This window comes from Methanobrevibacter sp. UBA212, assembly GCF_905233225.1.
Taxonomy (GTDB): domain Archaea; phylum Methanobacteriota; class Methanobacteria; order Methanobacteriales; family Methanobacteriaceae; genus Methanocatella.
The window spans coordinates 31,134-55,191 of the sequence record NZ_CAJODJ010000016.1 but is presented as its reverse complement, the minus strand read 5'-3'; the positions used below and the strand labels follow the sequence as shown (position 1 = coordinate 55,191).

The 24,058-nt window shown below is 37.3% G+C and carries 20 protein-coding genes and 1 pseudogene; 10 read left to right on the top strand and 11 right to left on the bottom strand.

Annotated elements, in window-relative coordinates; genetic code table 11:
* Positions 1-337 precede the first annotated feature (337 nt).
* Both QZ138_RS05565 and QZ138_RS05560 read left to right on the top strand, forming a co-directional pair.
* The gene (locus QZ138_RS05565) at positions 338-5,263 is read left to right on the top strand and encodes a hypothetical protein (RefSeq protein WP_292887217.1); all 4,926 of its coding nucleotides are present in this window, start codon (positions 338-340) and stop codon (positions 5,261-5,263) included.
* A gap of 266 nt (positions 5,264-5,529) precedes the next feature.
* On the top strand, positions 5,530-5,955 hold the full coding sequence (locus QZ138_RS05560) for a hypothetical protein (protein ID WP_292887214.1): 426 nt from the start codon (positions 5,530-5,532) through the stop codon (positions 5,953-5,955).
* Between the two features lie 11 nt (positions 5,956-5,966).
* Here QZ138_RS05560 and QZ138_RS05555 read toward each other — a convergent pair whose 3' ends face one another.
* Both QZ138_RS05555 and QZ138_RS05550 read right to left on the bottom strand, forming a co-directional pair.
* Complete coding sequence (locus QZ138_RS05555; RefSeq protein WP_292887211.1) at positions 5,967-6,548, bottom strand: ZPR1 zinc finger domain-containing protein; 582 nt, start codon at positions 6,546-6,548, stop codon at positions 5,967-5,969.
* Positions 6,541-7,485 (bottom strand): 3H domain-containing protein, encoded by a 945-nt coding sequence (locus QZ138_RS05550; protein ID WP_292887208.1) that lies wholly within the window; start codon positions 7,483-7,485, stop codon positions 6,541-6,543. The genes QZ138_RS05555 and QZ138_RS05550 overlap by 8 nt, the downstream gene beginning before the upstream one ends.
* Positions 7,486-7,679: 194 nt before the next feature.
* Between QZ138_RS05550 and QZ138_RS05545 the strand changes: the two genes are divergently transcribed.
* Positions 7,680-8,732 carry a DUF1611 domain-containing protein gene (locus tag QZ138_RS05545; RefSeq protein WP_292887206.1) on the top strand — a complete coding sequence of 351 codons (1,053 nt, stop codon included), beginning with the start codon at positions 7,680-7,682 and terminating at the stop codon, positions 8,730-8,732.
* A 5-nt stretch (positions 8,733-8,737) separates the two neighbouring features.
* Positions 8,738-9,268, top strand: coding sequence for a cell division protein SepF (locus tag QZ138_RS05540; RefSeq protein WP_292887204.1), 531 nt, complete (start codon positions 8,738-8,740; stop codon positions 9,266-9,268).
* Between the two features lie 19 nt (positions 9,269-9,287).
* Here the strand turns inward: QZ138_RS05540 and QZ138_RS05535 are convergent, their stop codons facing one another.
* Together QZ138_RS05535 and QZ138_RS05530 are read right to left on the bottom strand one after the other, a co-directional pair.
* Positions 9,288-10,193 carry a TDT family transporter gene (locus QZ138_RS05535; RefSeq protein WP_292887201.1) on the bottom strand — a complete coding sequence of 302 codons (906 nt, stop codon included), beginning with the start codon at positions 10,191-10,193 and terminating at the stop codon, positions 9,288-9,290.
* The gene (locus QZ138_RS05530) at positions 10,194-10,949 is read right to left on the bottom strand and encodes a TatD family hydrolase (protein ID WP_292887198.1); all 756 of its coding nucleotides are present in this window, start codon (positions 10,947-10,949) and stop codon (positions 10,194-10,196) included.
* Positions 10,950-11,135: 186 nt separating this feature from the next.
* Here QZ138_RS05530 and QZ138_RS05525 point away from each other — a divergent pair, with 186 nt between their 5' ends.
* Positions 11,136-11,912 carry a winged helix-turn-helix domain-containing protein gene (locus QZ138_RS05525; protein ID WP_292604172.1) on the top strand — a complete coding sequence of 259 codons (777 nt, stop codon included), beginning with the start codon at positions 11,136-11,138 and terminating at the stop codon, positions 11,910-11,912.
* An 8-nt stretch (positions 11,913-11,920) separates the two neighbouring features.
* Here the strand turns inward: QZ138_RS05525 and glyS are convergent, their stop codons facing one another.
* The 5 genes from glyS to tfrB are packed head-to-tail and all read right to left on the bottom strand — an operon-like array spanning position 11,921 to position 17,463.
* The gene (glyS, locus tag QZ138_RS05520) at positions 11,921-13,615 is read right to left on the bottom strand and encodes a glycine--tRNA ligase (protein ID WP_292887195.1); all 1,695 of its coding nucleotides are present in this window, start codon (positions 13,613-13,615) and stop codon (positions 11,921-11,923) included.
* A gap of 15 nt (positions 13,616-13,630) precedes the next feature.
* Complete coding sequence (gene dcd, locus QZ138_RS05515; RefSeq protein WP_292604176.1) at positions 13,631-14,215, bottom strand: dCTP deaminase; 585 nt, start codon at positions 14,213-14,215, stop codon at positions 13,631-13,633.
* Between the two features lie 27 nt (positions 14,216-14,242).
* Positions 14,243-15,070, bottom strand: a complete 828-nt coding sequence (locus QZ138_RS05510) for a DUF362 domain-containing protein (RefSeq protein ID WP_292887193.1) — start codon at positions 15,068-15,070, stop codon at positions 14,243-14,245.
* Positions 15,067-15,975 (bottom strand): TrmJ/YjtD family RNA methyltransferase, encoded by a 909-nt coding sequence (locus QZ138_RS05505; RefSeq protein ID WP_292887191.1) that lies wholly within the window; start codon positions 15,973-15,975, stop codon positions 15,067-15,069. The genes QZ138_RS05510 and QZ138_RS05505 overlap by 4 nt, the downstream gene beginning before the upstream one ends.
* Before the next feature lie 12 nt (positions 15,976-15,987).
* Complete coding sequence (gene tfrB / locus QZ138_RS05500; protein ID WP_292887189.1) at positions 15,988-17,463, bottom strand: fumarate reductase (CoM/CoB) subunit TfrB; 1,476 nt, start codon at positions 17,461-17,463, stop codon at positions 15,988-15,990.
* 163 nt (positions 17,464-17,626) lie between these two features.
* Between tfrB and QZ138_RS05495 the strand changes: the two genes are divergently transcribed.
* The 4 genes from QZ138_RS05495 (at position 17,627) to QZ138_RS05480 (ending at position 21,234) form a co-directional block, all read left to right on the top strand.
* Positions 17,627-18,313: a hypothetical protein gene (locus tag QZ138_RS05495; protein ID WP_292887187.1), complete on the top strand. Its 687-nt coding sequence runs from the start codon at positions 17,627-17,629 to the stop codon at positions 18,311-18,313.
* A gap of 107 nt (positions 18,314-18,420) precedes the next feature.
* Positions 18,421-20,313 carry an indolepyruvate ferredoxin oxidoreductase subunit alpha gene (iorA, locus tag QZ138_RS05490; RefSeq protein WP_292887185.1) on the top strand — a complete coding sequence of 631 codons (1,893 nt, stop codon included), beginning with the start codon at positions 18,421-18,423 and terminating at the stop codon, positions 20,311-20,313.
* Between the two features lie 4 nt (positions 20,314-20,317).
* Positions 20,318-20,902: an indolepyruvate oxidoreductase subunit beta gene (locus QZ138_RS05485; RefSeq protein WP_292887183.1), complete on the top strand. Its 585-nt coding sequence runs from the start codon at positions 20,318-20,320 to the stop codon at positions 20,900-20,902.
* 53 nt (positions 20,903-20,955) lie between these two features.
* Entirely contained in the window at positions 20,956-21,234 is a 279-nt protein-coding gene (locus QZ138_RS05480; protein WP_292600499.1) for a hypothetical protein, read from the top strand.
* A gap of 59 nt (positions 21,235-21,293) precedes the next feature.
* Here QZ138_RS05480 and QZ138_RS05475 read toward each other — a convergent pair.
* Both QZ138_RS05475 and QZ138_RS05470 read right to left on the bottom strand, forming a co-directional pair.
* A pseudogene (locus QZ138_RS05475) lies at positions 21,294-21,706 on the bottom strand (amino acid-binding protein).
* Between the two features lie 8 nt (positions 21,707-21,714).
* Positions 21,715-23,016 (bottom strand): phenylacetate--CoA ligase family protein, encoded by a 1,302-nt coding sequence (locus QZ138_RS05470; RefSeq protein ID WP_292887181.1) that lies wholly within the window; start codon positions 23,014-23,016, stop codon positions 21,715-21,717.
* Between the two features lie 228 nt (positions 23,017-23,244).
* On the opposite strand from QZ138_RS05470, the gene QZ138_RS05465 reads away from it, so the two are divergent.
* Positions 23,245-24,045, top strand: a complete 801-nt coding sequence (locus tag QZ138_RS05465) for a lipopolysaccharide assembly protein LapB (protein WP_292887179.1) — start codon at positions 23,245-23,247, stop codon at positions 24,043-24,045.
* Positions 24,046-24,058: the final 13 nt, after the last annotated feature.

Here is a 24,058-nt window from a genome sequence, read left to right as displayed (position 1 = left end):
AAACAGTTAGTTTTAAATATTAAACCATTTAATAGGTATTTTGAGGATTTAAAAAGATTATCTTTTATTTTAAGGTAAATTTTGCTTTGATTTAATAAATTATGATTTTGATAATTAAATTAAAATTAACCTGTGATCGGGCATTTTATTTGTTTGAAAATAATTTGTGATAGGTTGTTATTCAATAATTTTCCTACTTTTTGCGGGTTATTCTTAAATTTAATATTTAGATTGTCATTTTTAAGTCTTAACTGAGAAATAAAAAGGTTAATTGCTAGTTAATAGCTTTTTGTTAATTAATAGTATTTAGAATCGTCCTCAATTTAGGTGATTTAAAATGTTAAAAAATAATGGAAAGATGATTGTTGGAAGAAATTTCCTATTCGGTCTATGTGTTATTTGTTTAATGTTTACTGCATTCGGATTGTTTGTTGAAGAGTCATTTGCTGCAGACATAAATGAGACCGTAGATAAAATGGGATTGGAATCCAATGATATAAATGAACTAGAAAATTCTCAAAAAAATGATGTTTTGGAGGCGAATTCTCAAGATTCAAGTGAAGTTTTAGGCCAGCAACGTGTGCCTGATGGAAATATTTATGCAAGTATTCAATCTGCTATTAATGCTGCAAATCCTGGAGATACCATTTTACTGAATGGTTATTATTATTCAAAAGGCAGTGTCATTACTGTCAATAAACCGGTGACCATAACTTCAAATTCAATGGCTACGCTGGATGGAAAACATCTGTCTCAGGCAATTATTATAAGTAATGGCGGTGCGGGCACTGTAATTAAGAATGTTAAATTTATCAATGGTGAAGGAGAAACCGGATCAGGTATTTTGGTCAATGCAAAGAACGTAAGAATAGAAAATTGTATATTTGAAGATAATCACGCTCAACTTGGAGGTGCAGTTCAAACTGCATATGATTTGAATATCCCGTCAGGATTACTTATTGACAATTGTCAATTCAGAAGGAATTCAGCTTATTGTCCAAACTTTGAGTATTATTCCGCAGCTGCAGGATTGGCGATGTATGGTAAGGATTCAGAAGTTAAAAATTCAATTTTTGAGGATAACTGGGTAAGAGGAAAATACGCCTGTTATGGTGGGGCGATACAAGTCGGTTTGGATTTGCCCGGATCAAATGACAAGGTGACAAATTGCATCTTCAAGGGTAATCGAGCAATAAGCGAGGATCCGTCCCATGGCGGTGCCGGATGTATTCGTAGCGGAACTTCCTACACCAATTGTATCTTCATAAACAATTTTGCGGATGAAGGTGGAGCATTGACATTTCACGGGTCAGGTGAGATTAGAAATTGTACATTTATTAATAACACTGCTGGCGAATTTGGAGGTGCTCTGTCAACCGGATTTTTATATGACCATATGGAGCTGACAGTTTCCAATTGTAATTTTTATGGAAACAGCGCACCAAACGGCGGAGCCATTCAGGCGAACGGATTGAATATTGTGATTGATGATTCAATTTTTAAGGACAATCACGTGACTGAAAACGGTGGGGCAATCCATGCCAAAGCTGAGGACATAACTGTTAAGGATTCCACATTCAATTCGAACAAGGCCAATGTCGACGGAGGGGCAATTTATATTCAGGGCAAAAATACGGAAGTTATAAATTCCATATTTCTCGCTAATGAAGCGATTCCTGATGTCAGCAAATTGGATGACGGATTGGGAGGTGCCCTTTATATCAACAGTACAATGGTATTTGTGGAAGGTAATTCTTTCAAGCTGAATACTGCAAGAAACGGCAGCGCAATCTATTATGATAAGTCTGGCGACAAATTGACTTTAAAAAATAATGAACTGTTCCAGAATCAGGCATGGGTTTATCATTTGCCGATTGAAGCCAGGGATATCTATTATGGGGACAGTGAAAAAATTAAGGTTGTTCTCTATGGCGGAAACAATATCGGAGACTTTGATAATCTGGAAGTGTCCAATGCAATCTACAATGCCGCTAGAGATGTAAATATAGTGATTGACGGACAATACCCCTTGCATGGCGCTACAAATACTGGAGAACTATATCAGGACAGTCGTGAATATAGTATACCTGTCCTATTGACAGTTAAGCATGAAGACGGAACCGTAGTCTACAATGAAGTGGGCCGTACAACTTATCTGGGTGAAATCAATGTTGATTTGGACAATTTGAAGCCTGGAAAATATTATGTTTCAGCAAAGCATTATGAAGATAACTATTACAAGGCCATTGCAAATGCAACAACTTTCCTTGTCAATCCCAAAGTGGACAATGAAGTTAAAAAAACGGTTTCAAGGGATACTGTGAATTTTGAAGACACTGTGACATGGACAATAACAGTTACAAATCATGGTCCTAATGATTCAACCGACGTTAAGGTAGTTGATGTTTTGCCAAAAGGATTGATTTTAATCAATACCACTGACAATGGCAGATATGACCGTAAAACCGGAGTGTTGGCAATTGGCGATTTGAAGGCTGGCGAAACATTTACATTTCAGATGATTACAGTCGTTAACGCAACAGGAACAATAGTGAATAATGCTGATGTAAGTTCCCACGAATTCGATACAAATATGAATAACAATCATGCTGAAAAGAACATATTTGTATATCCTGCAAGCGATTTGGCAGTCGTTAAAAGCGTTTCAGATGCTTCTCCAAACTACAGGGACTATGTAACCTGGACAATAGAGATATCCAACAATGGCCCTGACACTGCTCACGATGTGGTAATGTATGATCTGCTTCCGAAATCCTTGATTTATGTCGATTGCGACAGGGATTATTCTCCAGCTTCAGGAATCTGGAATGTCGGAACTCTGGAAAAGGGCGAAAAGGTGACCCTCAAGATTCGATGCATCGTCAACGCCACAGGATTGATTGAAAATTTTGTTTGCGTCAATGCAACAGAGTTCGATTATGACGAGTCAAACAACAATGACAGCGAAAGGGTGTTTGTTAATCCTGCAAGCGATTTGGCTATCGTAAAAGCCGTCAATGCAAGCAATGTGGGCTATAACGATTTCGTAAAATGGACATTGACAGTTACAAATAGGGGTCCGGACATTGCCGAAAATGTCAGGGTTGTTGATTTTCTGCCTGACGGTTTTGAATATGTCGATTCCATCATGAGTAAAGGAGAGTGCATAGATGATATTTTCAACATAGGTCTGATGGAAGTCGGTGAAACTGTAACCATTGAAATAATTACCTTTGTGGACAGCACAGGAAACTTTACAAACTATGCAAATGTCACATCTGATAATTATGACTTTAATTTGACAAACAATGAGGATGACGAACCAATATCTGTCAATCCGGCATGTGATTTGTCCGTTACAAAATCCGTTAGTGAATCAAATCCTAAATTCAATGATATAATAACATGGGCAATTGAGGTCATAAACAACGGCCCTGATGTTGCCCATAATGTGACAATAAGCGATTTGCTTCCGGATTCACTTATTTGGATAGGTGATGATAGCGCAATGAAATATGATCCTTTAGCTGGAGTGCTCATTATTGACGAATTGGGCATTGGCAAATCATTTACCTTGAACATGGATTGCAGGGTTAACGCAACAGGTCTGATAGAGAATAATGTAAGCGTCAATGCCAGTGAATATGACTATGATTTGGACAACAACTTTGACAATGAAACAATTGATGTTGAACCGGCTGCAGACGTATCCGTCATCAAACTGGTAAACAATTCCTCTCCATATTACAATGATTTGGTAAAATGGACATTGGTCATTTCAAATAACTGGCCTGATAAGGCAACAGATGTTTATGTTGAAGACAGATTGCCTGATGGTATGATATTGGTCAGCTATAATGCAACAAAAGGATTTTATGATAATGGCATTTGGGCTATGTGCTGTTTAAACAGCGGTGATGTCGAAAAACTTGAAATAATCTGCAGGGTTAAAAGAACAGGCAAAATCATGAACATGGCAACAATCCACGCCAATGAATATGACTACAATGAAAGCAACAATAAGGATAACGAAAGCATAGATGTCCCATTGGCGGTTGACCTGCAGACAACAATCAAAGCCAACAACACTAATCCTATGTTCGGTGAAAATGTTAAATGGATGATCAGCGTCAAAAATAATGGTCCGGACGATGCGACCGGAGTATCCTTAGATGATATTCTGCCTGAAGGATTAATATTTGACGGATATAAGTCAAGCAGAGGAATTTATGATAATGATGTTTGGACTATTGGCTCATTGAATGTTGGAGACGTGGTTTATCTCAATATCACTACAATCTCAGATAAATTGGGTGAAATCATAAATGATGTCGAAGTCACTTCCCGCGAATATGACTGGAACATGAAAAACAATTATGCAGAGGACATGATTGACGTAAGGCCTATTGCGGATGTGGCAATCGAGAAGTTTGTGGATAATAATTATCCGAAATTTGGAGATGTTGTCAGATGGACATTAATCGTTTCCAACAACGGTCCGAATGTGGCCCATAATGTCGTTGTTCGTGATGTTCTTCCGAGCGGTTTGAAATTCATCAGTTCAAATGGGGACTATTCAAATAACGTCTGGAAAATTGCAAGTTTGAATGTTGGCGAGTCAAAATCACTTGAAATAGTCTGTAAGGTAACATCAACAGGCGATTTAAACAATGCTGCTGATGTTTGGGCATATGAGCTTGATTTAGATAAATCCAACAATCATGCACGTGAGTCAATTCATGTGGCTCCGGCAAGTGATCTGTCAATCACTAAAGTGGTATCCAAATATCATTACCGTGTCGGTGACGTGATCGAGTATGTCATTGAAGTGGTTAACAACGGTCCGGATACTGCACGAAATATAAAGGTAAGTGAAATATTGGATGATTTATTAAAATTGAAATCATTCAAAGCCACAAAAGGCAAGTTCAACACACATTCAAACATGTGGACCATCAAAAGTCTTGGTTATGGCGAATCAGCAAAACTGATTATCAGGGTTGTCGCAACAGGAACAGGCATTATCAAAAACACAGTCAAAGTGACCAGCGACACATTCGATTATGAAAAATCCAATAATAGGGATTATGTCATTGTCAATGTAACAGAAGAACCATCAAATGAACCTGATGCACGGGATAATTCCAATGATGACTTGCAAAGTGTTCTTGAGATGCATCCTACCTCAAATCCGATTTTGATGTTGATGTTTGCAATATTTTCACTTGCATTTTTAGGAAATGATATCTCAAAGAAAAACTAAATTAAAGTAGCACTTGTGCTACTATTTTCATTTTTTTTCAAACGGTTTTTCAAAATTTTTCATGTATTAAAATTATTGATTTCACGATTAATTATTTTACATGTTCATGAAAAAAACGGCTGAATAATTGTCCGTTTCTTTAAAATAATCAAAACCTTTATATAAAACTTCCAATAAATGTTTAATTAGATATTGATGTAATTATAACTTTTTTGAAAAGTTAGCAGTTAACTCAATATTATTAATTAATCAAAAGAGGTGTAATTATGGCTGAAGAAGAAAACTTTGAAGAAATTATCGAAGAAGACGACGAAAAATTACCTTTCGCTAAAGCTGAAGTTGTACGTTTGATGAAAGAAAATCTTGATGATGACAAGATGATTCGTGAAAGGGTTAAAGTTGAAATGAACATTTTCTTAGGAGAAGTATTAAAAAACGTATGTAAACAATTAAATGAATATCCATACACTACTATTGAATATGAAATGCTTAAAGAGTCAATTTACCCATACACCAACATTGAAAGAATCAATCAAGAAAAAGAAAGAATTTTATTACATTTAGAAGCTATTAAAGCAGATTGTAATGCATTAGCTATGGATGTTCAAAGAACTTTAAAATTAAAAGATGTTGCTGAAGAAGATACTTTTGCAAGCTTTTCAATAAATGAAGAAGAAGACGAAGAAGAATAAACTTCTTCTTTTTAATTTTCTTCAATATGACTAAAACCTGTTTTTAATTCACGTAATTCCTCTTCGGGAATTTCTAAAATCTCTACTTTTTCACTCACGACATTGCTCTGTCCGAATGGATCAAGGATAATAAGAGTTGCTGTGCCATTTCCATTTATCAGCTCTTGAATGCTATACAATGCTTTTTTTCCGTTAATTTGTGATTCCTCATCATCAAACAGATTCAATGCTTTTTTTACAGCGCTTTCGAAACGGGTAAGAACTCCTTCAACATTGGTCACATAGCCTTCAGATTTTGGACCAGGTTCCACCTTAACGCCGATTTCAGGTATAATGACTGTGGCGGACTGTGACCTGACCACTCTTACAGACAGGGTGCTCTTATTAATTTCAAGAACATATTTTGCAGGTTCATTCTGTTCCAGTGCAATAATGTCTGAGTGCTTAAACCCACATGCAGGGCATTGGATTGTTGTTTCCATTACTTTGCCGAAGTGAGGAATCTCTATTTCCTTCATGATGGATTTTGCAACGCCGTTTTTAGCACATGCGGGACATTTAATTATCATTTCGTTTATTGTTTCATCATTCATTTAAGACATATCCTTTATCAGTTAATTCCTTAATAATTTTATCTAGTTTTTCTTGATTGGAAGCGCAGATTACGGTTTTCCTATACTCGGATAATTTGTATAATTCAGTCAGGTATTCTTTTTTGCTTTTGTCTTCATTTATCTTTTCGATAAACTTTTCGGCAGATTCACTGTCTGAAACGGAAACGTTTCTAACCAGAGGTTCCTTAAATCCTTTGATGTTGTAGGTTATCTTTTCAATGCTTCCGCTGTTCTGATTAATTATGATGTCTATAACGTCTTCCAGCTCATCAACACTGTTTATCAGGTTTGCTGTTGTGCAGGATTTGTTTATTACAGACAGTATCTTTTCTAAGGTTTTGTCAATGGATTCTGTATTGATTATGTTGACATCATATTCCTGTGCTTGCTTTAACAGATGGTCATGGATTATTCTATTTTCCCTAAAGAAATCCAGCTGTTTTCCGCCTCTGTGTATTTGAACAGCCCTTTTTACAAATCGTTCCTTGTGGGATTCCTCATCGGAACTCAGGACGAAAAAGTAGATGTTTGCATACTCTTTAAACTGCTCAATGTCAATCAGTCCAGGGACCAAGTGAACCCCTTCAATAATGATGTCGTCGAAATCGGTGATTGCCCTTTGGATGACTTTTTCCAATGCCGGAATGACATATGATGCGTGGTCATCAAAACCTGCTGCCACCAAATCATCATAACTTGTGTATCTGCTTTTATTTCTAATGCTTTTATATGCATCATAGGATGAGCTGTGTAGGGCTGGCGCATATTCTTTACCAATTATTCCTCTGACCACTGCTCTTATGAAGTCACTTTCAATCAAATGCTTGATATTCAATGATTTTGCAAGTTCTGCTGCAATGGTTGATTTTCCAATCCCTGATGCACTTCCAATTAGTATAACATAAGGTTTTCTCATGTTAATGCTCTCCCAAAATTTTTTTTAATGATAATATAATATATGTGATTTTCACTTAAAAAACATTATACTTTATTAATGAAAAAAATTATAATTAATAGTAATAACATTTTTTTAAAAATTTTATCAAAAATTATGATGATAAATTGTGTGATTAGTTATAAGTTATAAATTATAGGATAGGGGTGAAGTTTTTGTATTCAGTAAAATCAGTAAAAGATATTCAGGATTTAAATCCGTTCATTGTCGTTGGTTGCGGAGGTGGAGGAGAAAAATTCTCCAATCTCGAAGGTATTGAGACCGTGGGATATATTGATGACAATGTTAAAAAGCAAGGAAAACAATTCTGTGGTAAAACAGTATCAGGCAGTTTGGAGGAATGTTTAAAGGGAGCTCCTGATGCCAAATCACTTGTTATAATGTTGCCTATTGGTGCTGAAGGTTCAGCATTAAAGTATGCCGTTCAGGCAATTGATGCAGGATTGAATGTTGTTACTTCATTTAGATCATTATCTATTGGTGAAAACTTATCTTTAAAGAAATTTGCTGATTCAAAAAATCTTGTTATTAAAGAAATAGGTCCTAGACTCGATGTTGTTGAAAAAATTGCTGGTATTGCCCCAACTAAATCATGTGAAGTTTTACCTAAGATATCCTATACTCCTAAAGCGCCGGTAATTTTTGTTGGAGGAACATCACAGGAATGCGGAAAAAGGACAACTACAAAAATGCTCGGTATAGCAAGTAAGGAAAGGGGATTGACCCCTGCAATTATTTCCACTGATGAAATGGGATTGGAAGAACCTACTGATTTTAACTTTAGAGCAGGAAGTCTGTCTGCTATGGACGTGCCATCAGCAGTGTTATGCTCTATTAAATATGTTGAGGAAACCAAAAAACCTGATATCATTTTTATTGAAGGCCAATCCAGTCTGACCGAAAATGGAAATCCTCATCCAAGGGGATTGTCTGCAGCTATCCTGATTGGTGCTGCTCCTGATGCGGTTATTGTAGGACACAGGCCTAATCATCCTTACAGGGAACCTAAAGGAATTGAAGAAGAAATTAAAGCTATTGAGGCAGTTGAGCCAACAAAAGTTGTTGGACTGTCAATCAATCTTAAAAATGCTAGTTTAGATATGTGTCCTGAATACTTTGAGGATACATACAACTTGCCTGCAGAAGATGTTTACAAGAATGGTGCTTCTAAACTGTTGGATGCAATATTTGAATATTTAGAGGAGTAGTTTAAATGAGTTTCACAGATGATTTGAAAAGAAGTTTGGGATTTGAAGAAACAGATTCAGGCGAGAATAATGTTAAAAATGAATTGTCAAACATTGTTGATTCAATTCGGGATGTTTTAAAACCAAAAGAAGATTCTAATGCACCGCAAGGACATCCTCAACAACAATATAGGCCAACTCCCAAAACACAGCAAGAGCCTACATCTCCTCATCCAAGGCCGACTCCGGTCTATGATGATTATGATGATGTTGTGATTATTCCGGAACAGTCATATTATGAGATCGTCTTAATCAGGCCAAAATCAATCGATGACATTAACTATGTTGTAGACCAGGTTCTTGGCGAGAAAAATCCTGTTATTGTGGATTTATCCTTTTTGGAAAGGGAAAGTGCTCTTAACTTTAAATTGGCTGCAGATAAAATTAATCAGATGAGATTAAATTATGGCGCTCAAGCGTTATTGCTTGCACGCTCTGATGATAAAAATTTAATTATCATATCTCCTAAAAAAGTTCAAGTGCTTAATAAGGGATAAGTAGAGCAATCTCTACTTTCTAACTATTTTTTTTTAAAAATATTGCATATCTAATCAGCACATAGACCACCAGAACCGTTGCTATCACTGTTTCAAAAATCAGAATGTTATTTAATAGTATATTTGAACTTATTTTTCCGACAATTCCTTTTGTGGCAAGCGCACTTATTACGAATGGAAATGTGAATGCTGAAAAACTCGGATAGAACTTCAGGTTCCTATAGCTTATGAGCTTATAAAATGAGAATATGTAGAATAGGCAGGCTATTGCATATAGGGCGAAAACGAATTCGCTTGAAATGTTTTGGGCGGAATTGAGATATCCAAAAATCAATATGCTGAACAATGCTGTGAAAATGCATGTTAACGGTTTGTTCGGGTCGGGAATCTGCTTATAGATGAATTCTCTATACAGTACTAATGGGGTGGATACCAACATGCCCATAAATCCGATAATGAAGAATATGAAGTCTATTTCCTGAAGGCCGTGAAAGTGTGCGGTTATGGATCCCATTGTTATTCCAACATAGACTATCCAGTAGCTTGGATAGACTGTTGAAATATCAAATTTCTGTATGATGAAATGGTAGGTAAAGTAGATTACCAGCAAAATATGAAGGGCAATTCCAATAATCCAAACAGCATATGCAAAACTTGGCATAAATGGTATGAGATATGTAGATAAAATCATCAAACTCATCGAAAAGGTACCTGAACTGCTGACAATGATGGGATTTTTAAAGTCCTCCCTGATGCTTTGGGGATAGAGAACAATTTTCAATATCATTAATATTAAAATAATTGTTCCTATTGTTCCAAAGGCATATCTGAAATAGGGATGGATGTCCTGAAGCAGATTGCCCAGAGATAGCGTTGCAAGAATTAATCCTGATATTGGTATGGGGAGGTTTTTGATGATGTTCATTTATATCCTGAAGAATTCCTTGGCATTTTTGCTTGAAACTTTTTCGATTTCGCTTTTTTTATAGCCTTGCCTTTCAAGTTCGCGAACGGTTTTTGGAACGGAAAGCGGATCTGAGGCTTTGTTGCTTATGTCGCTGTTCAACAGGAACCTGTCAAAGCCGTAGTCATCTAAAATGGAAATTGCCTCGAATTTGTCCATCTTTTGGGGCTGCACGGTCAGGCCCAACATGCATTCGCTGTCAATGGCATCGCCGATGACCTGTGGATTGATGTGGTCAATTACGGCCTGACTTTCGTCGATGTGTTGCGGAAGAATGTCTAAAATTACTTTAAGCACTTCCGCTTTGTTTTTTCTTGGTGTGTGGACAATTACCTTTGATTTGGTTTCATTTGCTATATCCAACTGCCTTTTAAATATGTCAATTTCATAATCTGTCAAATCCTCAAGGCCGATTTCTCCGATGGCGATTATTTGCTTTGATTCAATCCATTTGTATAACTGTTCAAAGATCTTTTCAGGATTGACATAGGAATTTGTAGGGTGGATTCCCAAGGCAACCTTCAACTCAAGTCCGTATTCTGCAGCTCTTTTTGTATCCAATTCAAGAATTCTATTCAAATGGTTCAATAGCACGATGTCTGCTGGTATCTTGTATGGGTAATAGCTGCAGGTTATTGCGCAGTCTATTCCTGCCAGGTACATTTCCCTAAAATCCTCTCCGCTTCTTGCATCGGCATGCATATGTGTATCTATCATTTTTATCCCTATGTGAATATTTAATTGATTATATTATATTTTTCATAATTTAAAAAAATATCTAAAATTCTTTTTATTATTAAAGTTTTAGCAAGTGCGATTTTTCATTTTTGTTCACTTAAAGAGATTTTATATTCTTGAGTAATAAAAAATAGTGTTGTAAGTAATACTACATAGGTGATTATCGTGAATGAAAATAAAAACTATTTGAAAAACTATGATTTTGTGTCCGAAGACGTTAAATTCGCAGCAAATTCCATTATAAGATTAAGAATATTGGCTGCATTGTTTGAAAAACCTCAGAATATGAAAAATTTGGCAGATCTGACCAGACTAAGCTACAGTTCTATTTCAAGTACAATCCATGGATTGGAGCTTAAAGATTTTGTATATCGTGAATCTAACAAATATTATCTCTCCAACTCTTTAAGGGTGATAATGAAGCACATTTTGGAACTTAAGGATGTTGTAAATTTGCTGAGCAGGTTTTTCAACATAATCGAGGGCCATGTGGTTCATATGATTCCTAAGAAATCTGTTGGCGAATTGCATATGCTTTGCAATTCAGACCTGCTGGAATCCGGCGGCATTGATGCATATAAGATTTATAATTTCATAGAGGATGCATTGGTTGATGCAAATGATGTACGTTGCATACTGCCGTTTTACCACCTCGATTTCAACAAGCAATTAAATTACTTGGTAAATAAAGGAAAACATGTTGAGATGATGGTTTCTCATGAGATATTTGAGATTTATGAGGAAAAATCAGAATCAAAATACCTTTCATCATTCAAATTAAAAAACAATTTCCTTTTGATTGTCACCGATAAGATGATGATTTTCGGTTTGTTTAAGGAAAACGGGCATTTTGATCAAAACAGATTGGTGACTTCCAGAAATGGCGATGCCATTGAATGGGCAAATAATCTGTTTAAAAACTTTAAAAAGAAAAATAAATGAGTGTAAACTCATTTATAATATTTTTCAAGGTAATCCTTTAAATCGGCAATAGGTATTCTTTCCTGAGCTTCACTGTCTCTGTCCCTTACAGTAACCTGATTGTCTTCTAAGGTATCAAAATCTACTGTGACTGCAAGAGGAACTCCAATTTCATCAGCTCTTGCGTATCTTTTACCAATTGTTCCGGTAGCATCATATTCAACAGTGAAACCTGCCATCCTTAAGGTTTCTGTTAATTCCTGAGCTATTTCACGAGGACCTTCCTTGTTTACAAGAGGGAATATTCCCAATTGGACCGGAGCCACTGACTTGTCAAATTGGAAGTAGTCCTTTTCATCAGTTTCGGTAAATGAATGCAATAAGACTGAATAGGTTATACGGTCAATACCGAATGACGGTTCGATAACATGGGGAACGATTTTTTCTCCGGTTATCTCCTCTTCAACGTCCTCAAAGATAAGCAGGTCTTCTGTAACCTCATAGACCTTATCCAATTCCACGGTGAACTTGCCGTCATTTTCAAGGGCTTGCTTGATTTCGTCCACATCGGCCTCTTCAATGACCTGTTTAACTTTTGGTGAATCCCCTTTAAATATCGGTCCAAATTTGGATAAGTTAGGTTTAACAATGGTTTTTTGGACTTTTTTAGGTTCATCGTATTCCACAAATACGTTCAATTCATCATTACTGAATTCTGAGTGTGAAGAGAGGTCATAATCTCCCCTATCTGCAATTCCGATGATTTCAACCCAACCGTATTTGTCGGTCAGGACTTCAACGTCCCAGCAGTCAAGCGCATAGTGGGCCATTTCTCCTTTCAGATGTTGTCTGAATCTTAACACGTCTTCCGGAATTCCGATTTCAGTCAGGAATTTGCGTGCCAGGTATAATTGGTAAATCAACATTTCATTGGCAACAATTCCTTTATCCAATGCTTCTTTTGCGGTTATTTCCAAAGGCTCCAGATTCTTTTCCTGCACTTCCTGTGAATTTAGGCGCAGAACCACATCTTCAATCTGTGAGAATTTAGGATGGGTCTTGTCTTTAGGGTTTAAAAAGATTTCAGCCTCTGCCTGTGTGAATTCCCTGAGCCTGATTACTCCTTGTCTTGGTGAAATCTCATTTCTGTATGCTTTTCCAAGCTGCACTGCACCGAATGGCAATTTTCCTCTGAAAAATCTTTCCAGACGTTTGAATAAGATGAAAATTCCCTGTGCTGTTTCAGGCCTCATGTAACCTACTTTGTCCCCTTTGGCACCGATTTCGGTTTTAAACATTAAATTGTAATTCCATATGTTGGACAATTTGCCTCCGCACTCAGGACAGACTATGTTATTGTCAGCTACGATTTGGTCAAGCTCCTCGTTTTCAAGGCTTTCCACATCTTCACCGATTACCTCTTCAATGATGTGGTCTGCTCTGAACACTTCTCCACATTCTTCACATTTACACATCGGATCGGTGAAGTTATCGACGTGTCCTGATGCCTTTAAAACTTCTTTCGGCATTACTGTAGGGCCTTCGATTTCATAAAATCCCTCTCCTGAAACGTATTGCCTTCTCCATTTTTGCATGATGTTGTTCTTTAGGCTTGCTCCAAGGGGTCCGTAATCGGTAAATCCGGACACTCCTGAATATATCTCAAAAGACGGCCATAAAAATCCTCTCTTTGCACTGACGTTAGACATTTTATCATGATTCATAAATATTAACTCCTATTATTTTTTCAATTCGTAATCTTGTTTAATTCTACTGCTTTCAGGGCGTGTCTGGCCCATGTATTTACTATTCCTTTCCGGGTGTCCATAAGGCAATTCGGATGGTGTTGTCATTGTTTCAAAAACAATCTGGCATACCCTTTGGCCAGGGTATAACGCTACCGGCATGGCGCCGATGTTGGATATCTCCAGGGTGATTTTCCCTTCAAATCCAGGGTCAATAAAGCCTGCGGTTACATGCATTGTAACACCCAATCTGCCCATACTTGAACGGCCTTCCACTCTTGCAACAAGGTCATCAGGCACTTTAACGTACTCCAATGTGGTGGCAAGGGCAAATTCGTTTGGATGAATTATGAATGCTTCGCCTTCAGGCACAATCATCGATTCCATATATGATGCAATATCCTCTTCATCTTCGGGATCGATATATGGTTTTCTAATCACTTTGAATACTTTAAATTCATCCCCTAATCTCATATCAACAGAAGATGGCTGTATCTGTTTTTCATCTTGAAGGGGTTCAAATCCAATTTTACCTTCTTTCAAATATTCTTTTATAGTCTTATCGCTTAAAATTGCCATATTTTCACACAAGTAATTCAATAAATATTATTCTCTTATTTCAAGTAAGTTGTCCATTCTATTGATGACATTGTCAATGGTTTCATCGGTATAGTCGATTGTAATGGCTCCAAATTTGCATACATTTGTACAGAGGCCGCAACCTTTACAGATGTCATAATCAATTGATATCTTATCATCTTTCAGGCTTATGGCCTGGAACATGCAAACTTCATCCAAACATTTCTTGCATAATCGGCATTTGTCCTCATGAAGTTTTACCTCGACGCCGTCAAGCTTTTCCAATTTGTCGCTGATGTCTGAATCCAAATTAGGATAGACTTTCCACAGACAGCAGCAAGGGCAGCAATGACAAATGGTCAGCAATCCTTTTCCGGGATGAACGTTCATCCATACGGTATCAATCTTATTTCTGCCTATGATATGGCTTAAACCTGCGGCATCTGCCTCATCGACATGGGCCAATGCCTCTTCAACTGTGGCAGTGTGGCCGATGTGCCTTGGAATCTTTCGGGTTGTTGGTCCGAGGAAAATGCAGCCGATGTCCTGAGGATAGTCTTTGCAGTTGTTGGATGACCTGCACAGGCAGGAATTCATGATTACAATATCGTCGCTGCGTTTAATTACTTCTTTTATAACGTCAGTCGGCAGGAATTCGGAACCTTCGGACTCTATTTTCTGATTAATGTTGATAGTGTTTGGTACAACAACGATTTCATCGTCTTCAAACAGCATTTTATCAATGACTTTTTTGTAGATTTTTGATTTTTTGGTAATCTCAGCTATCCAAAATCTCCAGTTGAAGATATATTTGAGAGTGAATATGCTAATGTCTACAAATCTAGGTCGTCTCATTGTTCACCAATCTTGTTTTTCAATCTTCTTAATATCCCTTTAAGGGTATGTATTTCTCGTCCTGTAATGAATGCCCTTGAAACAATGTTGTTGAATGTTTTAAGTCCATTCCTTTTTTTATGGTCCGGGATGTCCAAGCAGTCAATCAGCTCTTCCATGTCCTTGACCAGATATTTTTTTTCCAAATCTCCGCTTTCGTTAAGGCCTTCAACTCCATAATCATGCTTGTTTTTAAACAGTTCATAGAATATGATTGCCGCTGCATGGGATATGTTCATGATGGGATAAGTGGGGTCGGTTGGAATTGATACGCAAATGTCACAATCTCCAATTTCCTTATTTGAAAGCCCATCACCTTCCCTTCCAAATAGTATTGCTATCTTATTTGAAACGTTCATTGATTTTCCAAGCTCTTCCGGCCTTATGGGAATTCTCGATAGATTATAACTTCCCCCAGCCATTCCGGTTGAAGCGACTTTAAAATCAATTCTTTGTGACTGATAAAAGTCATCCAGGCTTGGATAAATCTTTGCATTTTCAACAATGTATTTTCCGTGTGTTGCCTGATAGTATGCTTCGTTTGTCAATGTCGGAGGATTGATTAAAACCAAATTCTTCAATCCAAAGTTGGCCATTGTTCTTGCAAGAAAACCTATGTTTCCAGGAGTTTCGCACTCGACAAAAACAATATAAATGTTCTCCTTAAAAAGGCTAATTTTTTCATCTTCCTTTTCTCTTATGAGCTTTGCACGTGCACTGCCTCTGGATTGGCTTCTGGGTTTTGATTTTTTTGTTGAAGTTGACTTTTTCTCGGTTTTGCTTTCCTCTTTATTTTCAGGTGAAGACATTGTTGTAGTTTCAACCACTTTCTCTTCACTTACTGCAGCATCTCCTATTTTAATCAACTCCAATCTCAATTATTCATAAGCTTTATCCAATAACTCAAGTATATGCATTGTTTTGACATCTTCACAACCGATGTCATCCAATCCGTCCTGCAGGTTCAACTTACAGAATGGACAGATTGTAACTACCGCATCGGCACCTGTGTCCTTAATCATTTCAGCTTTTGATCTTGATAAATCCATTGCTATATCAGGTTTTCCGGATTTGATTCCGCCACCTGCGCCACAGCATTGGCAAGGATATTTCATCTCCTCAAGTTCGACACCGGGAATCATTTCAATGATTTCTCTTGGCTGGTCTTTAATGCCCTGGCCTCTTCCCAGGTGGCAAGGGTCATGGTATGTGACTTTCATGTCCAGTTCCTTCAATTTGGATGCATCGAGCTTATCGACTAAAAACTCGCTGATGTCCATCACATTCAATTGTGAGCCAAATTCGGGATGATTATTTTTTAATGTTGCTCCGCAGCCTGAGCATATTGTAATGACAGTGTCATAATCCTTAAAGACTTCCTTGTTTTTATCAACAAGATCCTGAACTATATCGGTTTGACCGGTTCTTAAAAGAGGTGATCCGCAGCATACCTGTCCTTCAGGCACATCAATGTCAATGCCGTTTTCCTTAAGGATCTTAACAAGCTTATGGCCGGTTTCAGGGAATTTGTAATCGACCATGCACCCTGTGAAGAATGCGATTTTTGAACCGGTTTCGTTTTCGGCCTCTTCGATAAATGATTTTTTGTCTGTTGTAACTGACCTTCCGCTTTTCAGGATGTTTTCCTTGAATGCAACATGCTCCGGAAGCGGTCCTGAACCGTTTGCAACTGCAATTGCCCTCATTTTTTCGATTGCATCTCCGAATGTGTTGATGTTTTTAGGACATACTGCCAGACATTTGCCGCAGCTGGTACAGTTGTACAGTCCGTCATCCAATGCTTCCTTTAATCTGTCAAATTGATCTCTAGGGTCTGCATCAAATTTTCTGATGTATCTCATGAGATATGGTCCGCCAAACTCTTCTGTTGCAATGTTGACGACAGGGCATGTTGAATAGCAGGAATAGCATTCAATGCAACTTCTGACCTTTTTGGTTTCGGCCGAATCCTGCTTGGTAATGCTGTTGTCCAATTCTTCGCATTTATGGTCACAGTGAATGGATAATTCCAAATCCTTGACTTTAGCTTCAATGCTTGACTTGTCAACGATCAAATCCTTAATCACAGGGAAATTAAGAGGTTCTATAATTGCACCATCGCTAATTTCTTTTTGACAGGCCAGAGCTCCGTTTCCATTAAAAAGTATTCCGCAAGATCCGCATTGTCCCGCTCTGCATGAACTTTGAAAACTGATGTCTGCATCATATTTGTCATTAATGACTTGAAGAGCATCCAGAACTTTCATGTGGGGTGTCTTTTCGATTTCATAGCACTCCAAATGTGGTTCCGTGTCAGTTTCACTGTCGAATCTTGAAACATAAACCTTAATCATTTTATCCCTCTAAAGCTTGTTAGTTTATAAATTATTATAATATAATATTTGTGTCTTATCGAATATATTATACTTACTATTTTTGAAAAAATCAAATCAGTTTTCCTTTTGTCGGATGGTTATTACATAAATGTTTTTAATCATTCAACCCAAATATTACCATATGTCAAACATTGACCGGTTTAGATTTGAAAACAAGGATTCCGATTTTCCATTCTACAACAACAATCCCCGCATTCCTAAATGGGGTTGGATTGTTTTGTTATTTGCAATGATTATGGGATTAATTTTATCCATTAGTTCCAATCTTATAGTCCTTATTTTAGCATGTGCAGTGATTATCGTTCCCGTATTATACTTTTTGAAATGGGATTATACTGCAATATTTAAAAAACTTTCCGCTAAGGATGTCGCTCTTGCGTTAGCTCTTTTTGCAGGATATATAGTGTATGCCATTGCAATGGATTTTGTTTTAGGACATTTCGGTATAGTCGGAGGAAACCTTATGGGAGACCAACCCACATGGATGGACGTTCCCCCATTGTTCTTCTCATTGATGGTTGAAGAGTTTCTTAAGTTCATCCCGTTCATGTTCTTTTTGAGGGTGGCATTTAAATTTTCGAATAATCGTAAGTTATCAGTGATTGTATCGATGGCATTGGTAATGCTGTTCTTTGCATCTTTGCATGCATATAACTTGAACATGCTTGTGTATGCAATTTTCATACAGGGTTTAGGTTCAATATTTGAGTTTATCGGATATATAAAGACCAAGAATATTTTAGTTTCCTATATAACTCATGTGGCCACCGATGTATTCGGTTATGCCATGGTTTTAATGGGATTTTAATTTGAATTCTCTGATTGAGGATTCAACTTTGTTTTTTTTTGAAAAATACTTATACTTTGAATTATTATATTATATATGTATTAACGATAATATTTGAGGAAATCATAATGAATTTAAAAGAATTAGTTACAGGAGAATCAGGTGAAAAACAGTTTTTGCTTGGAAATGAAGCTGCCGTTAGAGGAGTGATAGAGGCAGGAGTTTCCATTGCAGCTACATATCCTGGAACTCCTTCATCAGAAATTGGAAATGTATTGTCAGTATTGGCCAAGGACGCCAATATTTATTTTGAGTTTTCCACCAATGAAAAAGTTGCCATGGAGGTTGCGGCCACCGCAGCTGCTTCAGGATTGAGGTCATTTACTTTCATGAAGCATGTCGGCATGAATGTTGCAGCAGACTCATTCATGACTACCGCTTACTCAGGGGTAACCGGTGGAATGGTGATTTTAGTAGCAGATGATCCTTCACTCTTTTCATCTCAAAACGAACAGGACACACGTAACTATGCAAGAATCGCTAACGTTCCTATTTTGGAGCCGTCAAACTGTCAGGAAGTAAAGGACATGGTCAAATATGCATTCGATTTGTCCGAACAGTTTGGAATTCCTGTAATTGTCAGGACAACCACACGTGTTTCCCACATGAGGGGAGTAGTTGAATTTGGAGATGTAAATGACAACTCATCAAACAATGATAATCACTGGAAGAGAGGTCACTTCAAAAAGGACCCTTCAAAATATGTTCCTGTTCCTGCATTTGCAGGGGACATGCATATCAGATTATGGGATAAAATCAATGAAATCGAAGGAATATCTGCAAAAAGTGAATTCAACCGTGAAATCGATTTTAGTGATGAAAAATCCTATGGGTTGATTGCTTCAAGCAGTGCATATAACTATGCTCATGACGTTGTAAAATTCAATGATTTGGATGTCAATATCCTGAAATTGGGATTTTCCTATCCTTTCCCACAGGACAAGGTTGTGGAATTCATAGATGATTTGGATGAGGTATTTGTAGTTGAGGAAGTCGATCCGATTATCGAAAGGGATGTGCTTGCTGCAATCGGTGCCAAAAACCTTGATGTCATTGTTCACGGTAAACTGGATGGAACATTCCCTCTCTACCATGAATTCAATTCAGACATTGTTGCACAAGGTTTGGATAAGGTTCTAAACTTCGATGAAAAGACAGCAGTCAGTTATTCTTTAGGCTTGGAGGAACTGCAGGAAAATATCCCTTCAAGAGCTCCTGTATTGTGTGCGGGATGTCCTCACAGGGCAATGTATTATGGAATCAACCTTGCAATTGAAGAGTTGGGCCTAAAACCTGAAGACGTTATTTTCGCATCAGACATTGGATGTTACACATTAGGAATCAATCCTCCATACAATGCCGCTGATTACCTGTTGTCAATGGGTTCAAGCGTAGGGGACGGTTGCGGATTTTCAGTTTCAACCGACCAGAAGGTGGCAAGCTTCATTGGAGACTCCACATTTTTCCACAGTGGCGTTTCACCTCTAATCAATGCGGTTCACAACAAGCACAACTTTGTTCTGACAGTTCTTGACAACAGGATTACCGCAATGACCGGAGGCCAGCCTAACCCTGGAATTCCTGTTGACGGAATGGGAGATGAGGCTCCTGAGGTTTCAATCCGTAAACTTGCATTGGCTTGCGGATGCGATTATGTTCGTGTAATCAATCCATTCAATCTGGAACAGGTTGTAAAAACTTATAAAGAGGCATTTGAAAGAAACGATACTGCAGTAATCATATCAAAAGCTCCATGTACATTAATTAAAGGCTTGACTAAAAAGCCGCCGGTCAATTTTGTTGAAGGCAACTGCAACTACTGTGACAAGTGTGTAAGCGAACTTGCATGTCCTGCCATCTCCAAAGTTGATGGAAAAATTACAATCGACAAAGCACAGTGTGACGGATGTAACGTGTGTATACAGGTCTGTAAGTATGGCGCTTTAGAGGCAGGTAGGTGATAATATGGATAATCATTATTGTATTTATATTTGCGGTGTAGGAGGTCAGGGAATCATCAAGACCTCAACAATCATCGGTGAAGCCGCAATGAACCAAGGCTTGGACGTGGTCATGAGTGAGATTCATGGAATGTCTCAAAGGGGAGGTTCCGTTTCAACAGAGCTTAAAATCGGAGGATACAACTCATCAATCATACCCAATCAGGCGGCAGACATGCTGCTTTCCTTTGAACCTGTTGAAACAATAAGAGGACTTGATAAGGTAAACTCAGAAACTAAAATAGTTTACAATACTCATCCGATTATTCCATCTTCAACAGACAAGGAATATCCAAGTGTTGACGGCATAACAAAAACATTAAAAGAAAACTTTAAGCATGTGCTTCCAATTGACGGGACCAGATTGGCTATTGAGGCCGGAAGTGTTTTATCATTAAACATGGTTCTTTTAGGAGCGGTCACTGCGGATGACAAGTTTCCACTTACAAAAGAATCTGTCATTGAAGCAATGAAGAATAACTTGAAACCTAAATTCCATGAAATGAATTTAAAGGCAATTGAAAGTGGGTATGAATCCATCAAAGGTTAAATTTTAAATAGTATTTATACTATACTATTAAGTATATAAACAGTTGTGGTATTATGGCTTACAGAATTGACAATGCTATTGTAAAAAAAGATAGGGACGGTAGAATAACATTAATTGATCCAGAAAACGTTTTCAAAGATGAAGATGCATTCATTGCAATTAAAAGTGATGATTTAATCACAATCCAGCTTTTAATCAATGGTATCTTAAGTAATGACTTCCAGAACTGGAGAGAATTGGGAACCATTCCTGAAAACGAACCATTAAAAAGCCTTTTCGTACGTTTAGGTTATTCAAAAGAAGATATATCTAAATTATTAAAAGAATTTTAGATATTCTTTTTTAACTATTTTTTTTAAAAAATAAGTTGTAGAAAAGAAGTTAATCTTTTCTATAAATCTTTTATGTCTTCCGCATCCAGTATTTTGATGTTGCTTTCATTTAAGGCATCAACAGCTTTTTCCATATTTTCCAGTCTCATAACAACAATTGCCTCATCGGTCTTGCTGCTAACGAAAGCGTATAAATATTCCAGATTAATGCCTTTTTCATCGAAAACAGCCAAAGTTGAATTCAATCCGTTAGGTTCATCAGGCACTGCCAAAATGATGACTTCATTTTCTTTTACGATAAATCCGTCTTTTTCAAGAGCAGCTATTGCCTTTTCATTATCAGATACAATTAATCTTAAAATTCCGTATTTTGTTGTATCTGCTATTGATAATGCTTTGCTAATGTGTCAATAGCTTTTTTAATTCTTCCTTCTTTGTTTTCGACAAAAATTGATACTTGTTTAACTGCCATTTTATCACCTATTCAAAATTCCTTTCATCAATTACACGAACAGCTTTACCTTCACTTCTTGGAAGTGATTCCGGTTCGACAATACTTACGTCCACTCTAAGTCCTGTTTCTGATCTGATGGATGCTTGTATTTGTTTTTCCACTCTTTCCATCTCTTTCATTTCATCTGAGAACAATTCTTTTGTAGCTTCAACCTTAACCTCCACTTCATCTAAAATATCCGGTCTTGTTACATGAATCATGTAGTTAGGGCTTGCTCCTGACACTTTAAGCAATGCCTTTTCGATTTGTGATGGGAAAACCATGACTCCTTTGATTTTCAGCATGTCATCGCTTCTGCCGGTGATTCTTGTCATTCTGACGGTTGTTCTGCCGCAGTCGCATTTGTCTCCAATAATGGAAGTTAAATCTTTGGTTCTGAATCTTAGGATAGGCATTCCGGTTTTGGTTAGGGAAGTCAATACCAATTCTCCCTTTTCACCGTAATCCAAAGTTTCACCAGTTTCCGGATTTATGATTTCCGGATAGAAATGGTCGTCCTGGATATGCATTCCGTTTTGGAAATCGCATTCCTGAGCGACACCAGGTCCCATGACTTCTGTTAAACCATAGATGTTGTGGGTTTTGATTCCAAGGGATTCTTCAATCCTTTTTCTCATTTCATTGGTCCACATTTCAGCTCCATGGATTCCTATTTTTAAATTAATGTCTTCTAGGGAGATGCCTGCCTTTTCCCTGGATTCTCCGAGATACATTGCATAAGATGGGGTGCATGTCAGGATTTCGCTTTGGAAGTCAACCATTGTGTCAAGTTGTCTTTGGGTGTTTCCAGCAGATATTGGGATTGTAATCGCTCCCATTCTGTTTCCACCGTGGTGGATACCGAATCCTCCTGTGAATAACCCGTATCCGTATGCATTCTGGATAATATAATCTTTTTCGGCACCGGCCATTTTAAGTCCACGTGCAATGCATTCTCCCCAAATGTCCAAGTCATTTTGAGTGTATGCGGTAACTGTTGGTTTTCCGGTTGTTCCGGAAGATGCATGAACTTCCACAATTTCTTCACGAGGAACTGCAAGCAATCCTAAAGGATAGGCTTGCCTCAAATCACTTTTGGTTGTAAATGGAATTTTTTCGATGTCTTTCAATGTTTTTATGTCTTCCGGTTTCAATCCGATTTCATCGAATCGTTTTTTATAAAACTCTACATTTTCATATGCGAGCTTTACAGTCTTCTGCAGTCTTTCTAGTTGTATTTTTTCTTTTTCTTCTTTTTCCATACATTCGGCTTTTTCATCCCAAAACATGATATCCCTATTTGATTAAGTTTTTTAATGTGTTTAATTATGAAACTTATTCAATATATAATTTTACTCAACTGTTTAATTTTCCGATTTCAATTTTAATTAATTTTTAACGAGGTCAACTAAATATTGATTTATGCTCGTCAAATTATAAATCAACATCAATTTTTACTTTATTTCGTCTGCCAAGTATTTATACTAGTTTATTGTAAGCTTTACTTGGTGATTAATTTGAATTTAGAAATTGAAAAGGCAAAAAACGAATTTGATGATAAAAATTATGAAAGGGCATTGGAAATATTGGATAGCCTTGAAGTTGAAGGGGAGTATCATAAGCTTGCTGTCATGATTAGAATTGCCAGTTTGATGGCATTGAAGCGTTATGATGACTCTTTGAGTGTAATTGATTCAAATATTGAAAAATTTCCATATAGTGATTTTCTATGGTCCCGAAGGGTCGAGTGCCATTATTTCAATGGGGATGAGGAGAATGCTGTCAAATCCCTGGAGGAACTTGAACGCATTGTCAATAAGGATGAAAAGCATGCCCTGGTTTTTCTTGCTGAGGAGTTTGAACTGCTCGACAATCATGAAAAGGCCTTGAAGTATTGTGATATGGCATTGGAGATTGACGAAGATTTTGAGGATGCCGTTCGCCAAAAGGCAATGATTGCAAGTTCCCTTAAAGATCGTGATATGATGAGCGACTGTGCAGACAGGCTTTTAAAGCTTTATGACGATGACATCTATAAGGTGATGATTCCATTCATGCTTAAATTGTTTTCTGGAAGGTATAAGGATTGTTTGGATATAGTTAACGGGGTCAACGTATTGGACGATTCGCAGGATGAGATGTTTAAGGGAGCAATCTATAAGTCAATGGTTGAGGATTTGAACATAGAAATCAGGACTTCTGCACCGATTGAGATGACAGTTGATGAGGTTTTGGACCTTTTCTTCAGGTATCATTATGATGGAATCAAGCATGGCGAAATTAATGGTGCAAGGTATTTGATTGTCAAACGCAAATAATGTACAAAAAAGT

Coding starts and splice junctions, on each gene's coding strand:
- QZ138_RS05535 (WP_292887201.1), bottom strand. CDS start 10,193: ATGAACATCATCAAAAACCTCCCCATACCAATATCAGGATTAATTCTT.
- QZ138_RS05480 (WP_292600499.1), top strand. CDS start 20,956: ATGGCTTACAGAATTGACAATGCTATTGTAAAAAAAGATAGGGACGGT.
- QZ138_RS05555 (WP_292887211.1), bottom strand. CDS start 6,548: ATGAATGATGAAACAATAAACGAAATGATAATTAAATGTCCCGCATGT.
- QZ138_RS05550 (WP_292887208.1), bottom strand. CDS start 7,485: ATGAGAAAACCTTATGTTATACTAATTGGAAGTGCATCAGGGATTGGA.
- QZ138_RS05510 (WP_292887193.1), bottom strand. CDS start 15,070: ATGAGACGACCTAGATTTGTAGACATTAGCATATTCACTCTCAAATAT.
- QZ138_RS05565 (WP_292887217.1), top strand. CDS start 338: ATGTTAAAAAATAATGGAAAGATGATTGTTGGAAGAAATTTCCTATTC.
- iorA (WP_292887185.1), top strand. CDS start 18,421: ATGAATTTAAAAGAATTAGTTACAGGAGAATCAGGTGAAAAACAGTTT.
- dcd (WP_292604176.1), bottom strand. CDS start 14,215: ATGGCAATTTTAAGCGATAAGACTATAAAAGAATATTTGAAAGAAGGT.
- QZ138_RS05540 (WP_292887204.1), top strand. CDS start 8,738: ATGAGTTTCACAGATGATTTGAAAAGAAGTTTGGGATTTGAAGAAACA.
- glyS (WP_292887195.1), bottom strand. CDS start 13,615: ATGAATCATGATAAAATGTCTAACGTCAGTGCAAAGAGAGGATTTTTA.
- QZ138_RS05495 (WP_292887187.1), top strand. CDS start 17,627: ATGTCAAACATTGACCGGTTTAGATTTGAAAACAAGGATTCCGATTTT.
- QZ138_RS05530 (WP_292887198.1), bottom strand. CDS start 10,949: ATGATAGATACACATATGCATGCCGATGCAAGAAGCGGAGAGGATTTT.
- QZ138_RS05485 (WP_292887183.1), top strand. CDS start 20,318: ATGGATAATCATTATTGTATTTATATTTGCGGTGTAGGAGGTCAGGGA.
- QZ138_RS05470 (WP_292887181.1), bottom strand. CDS start 23,016: ATGTTTTGGGATGAAAAAGCCGAATGTATGGAAAAAGAAGAAAAAGAA.
- tfrB (WP_292887189.1), bottom strand. CDS start 17,463: ATGATTAAGGTTTATGTTTCAAGATTCGACAGTGAAACTGACACGGAA.
- QZ138_RS05560 (WP_292887214.1), top strand. CDS start 5,530: ATGGCTGAAGAAGAAAACTTTGAAGAAATTATCGAAGAAGACGACGAA.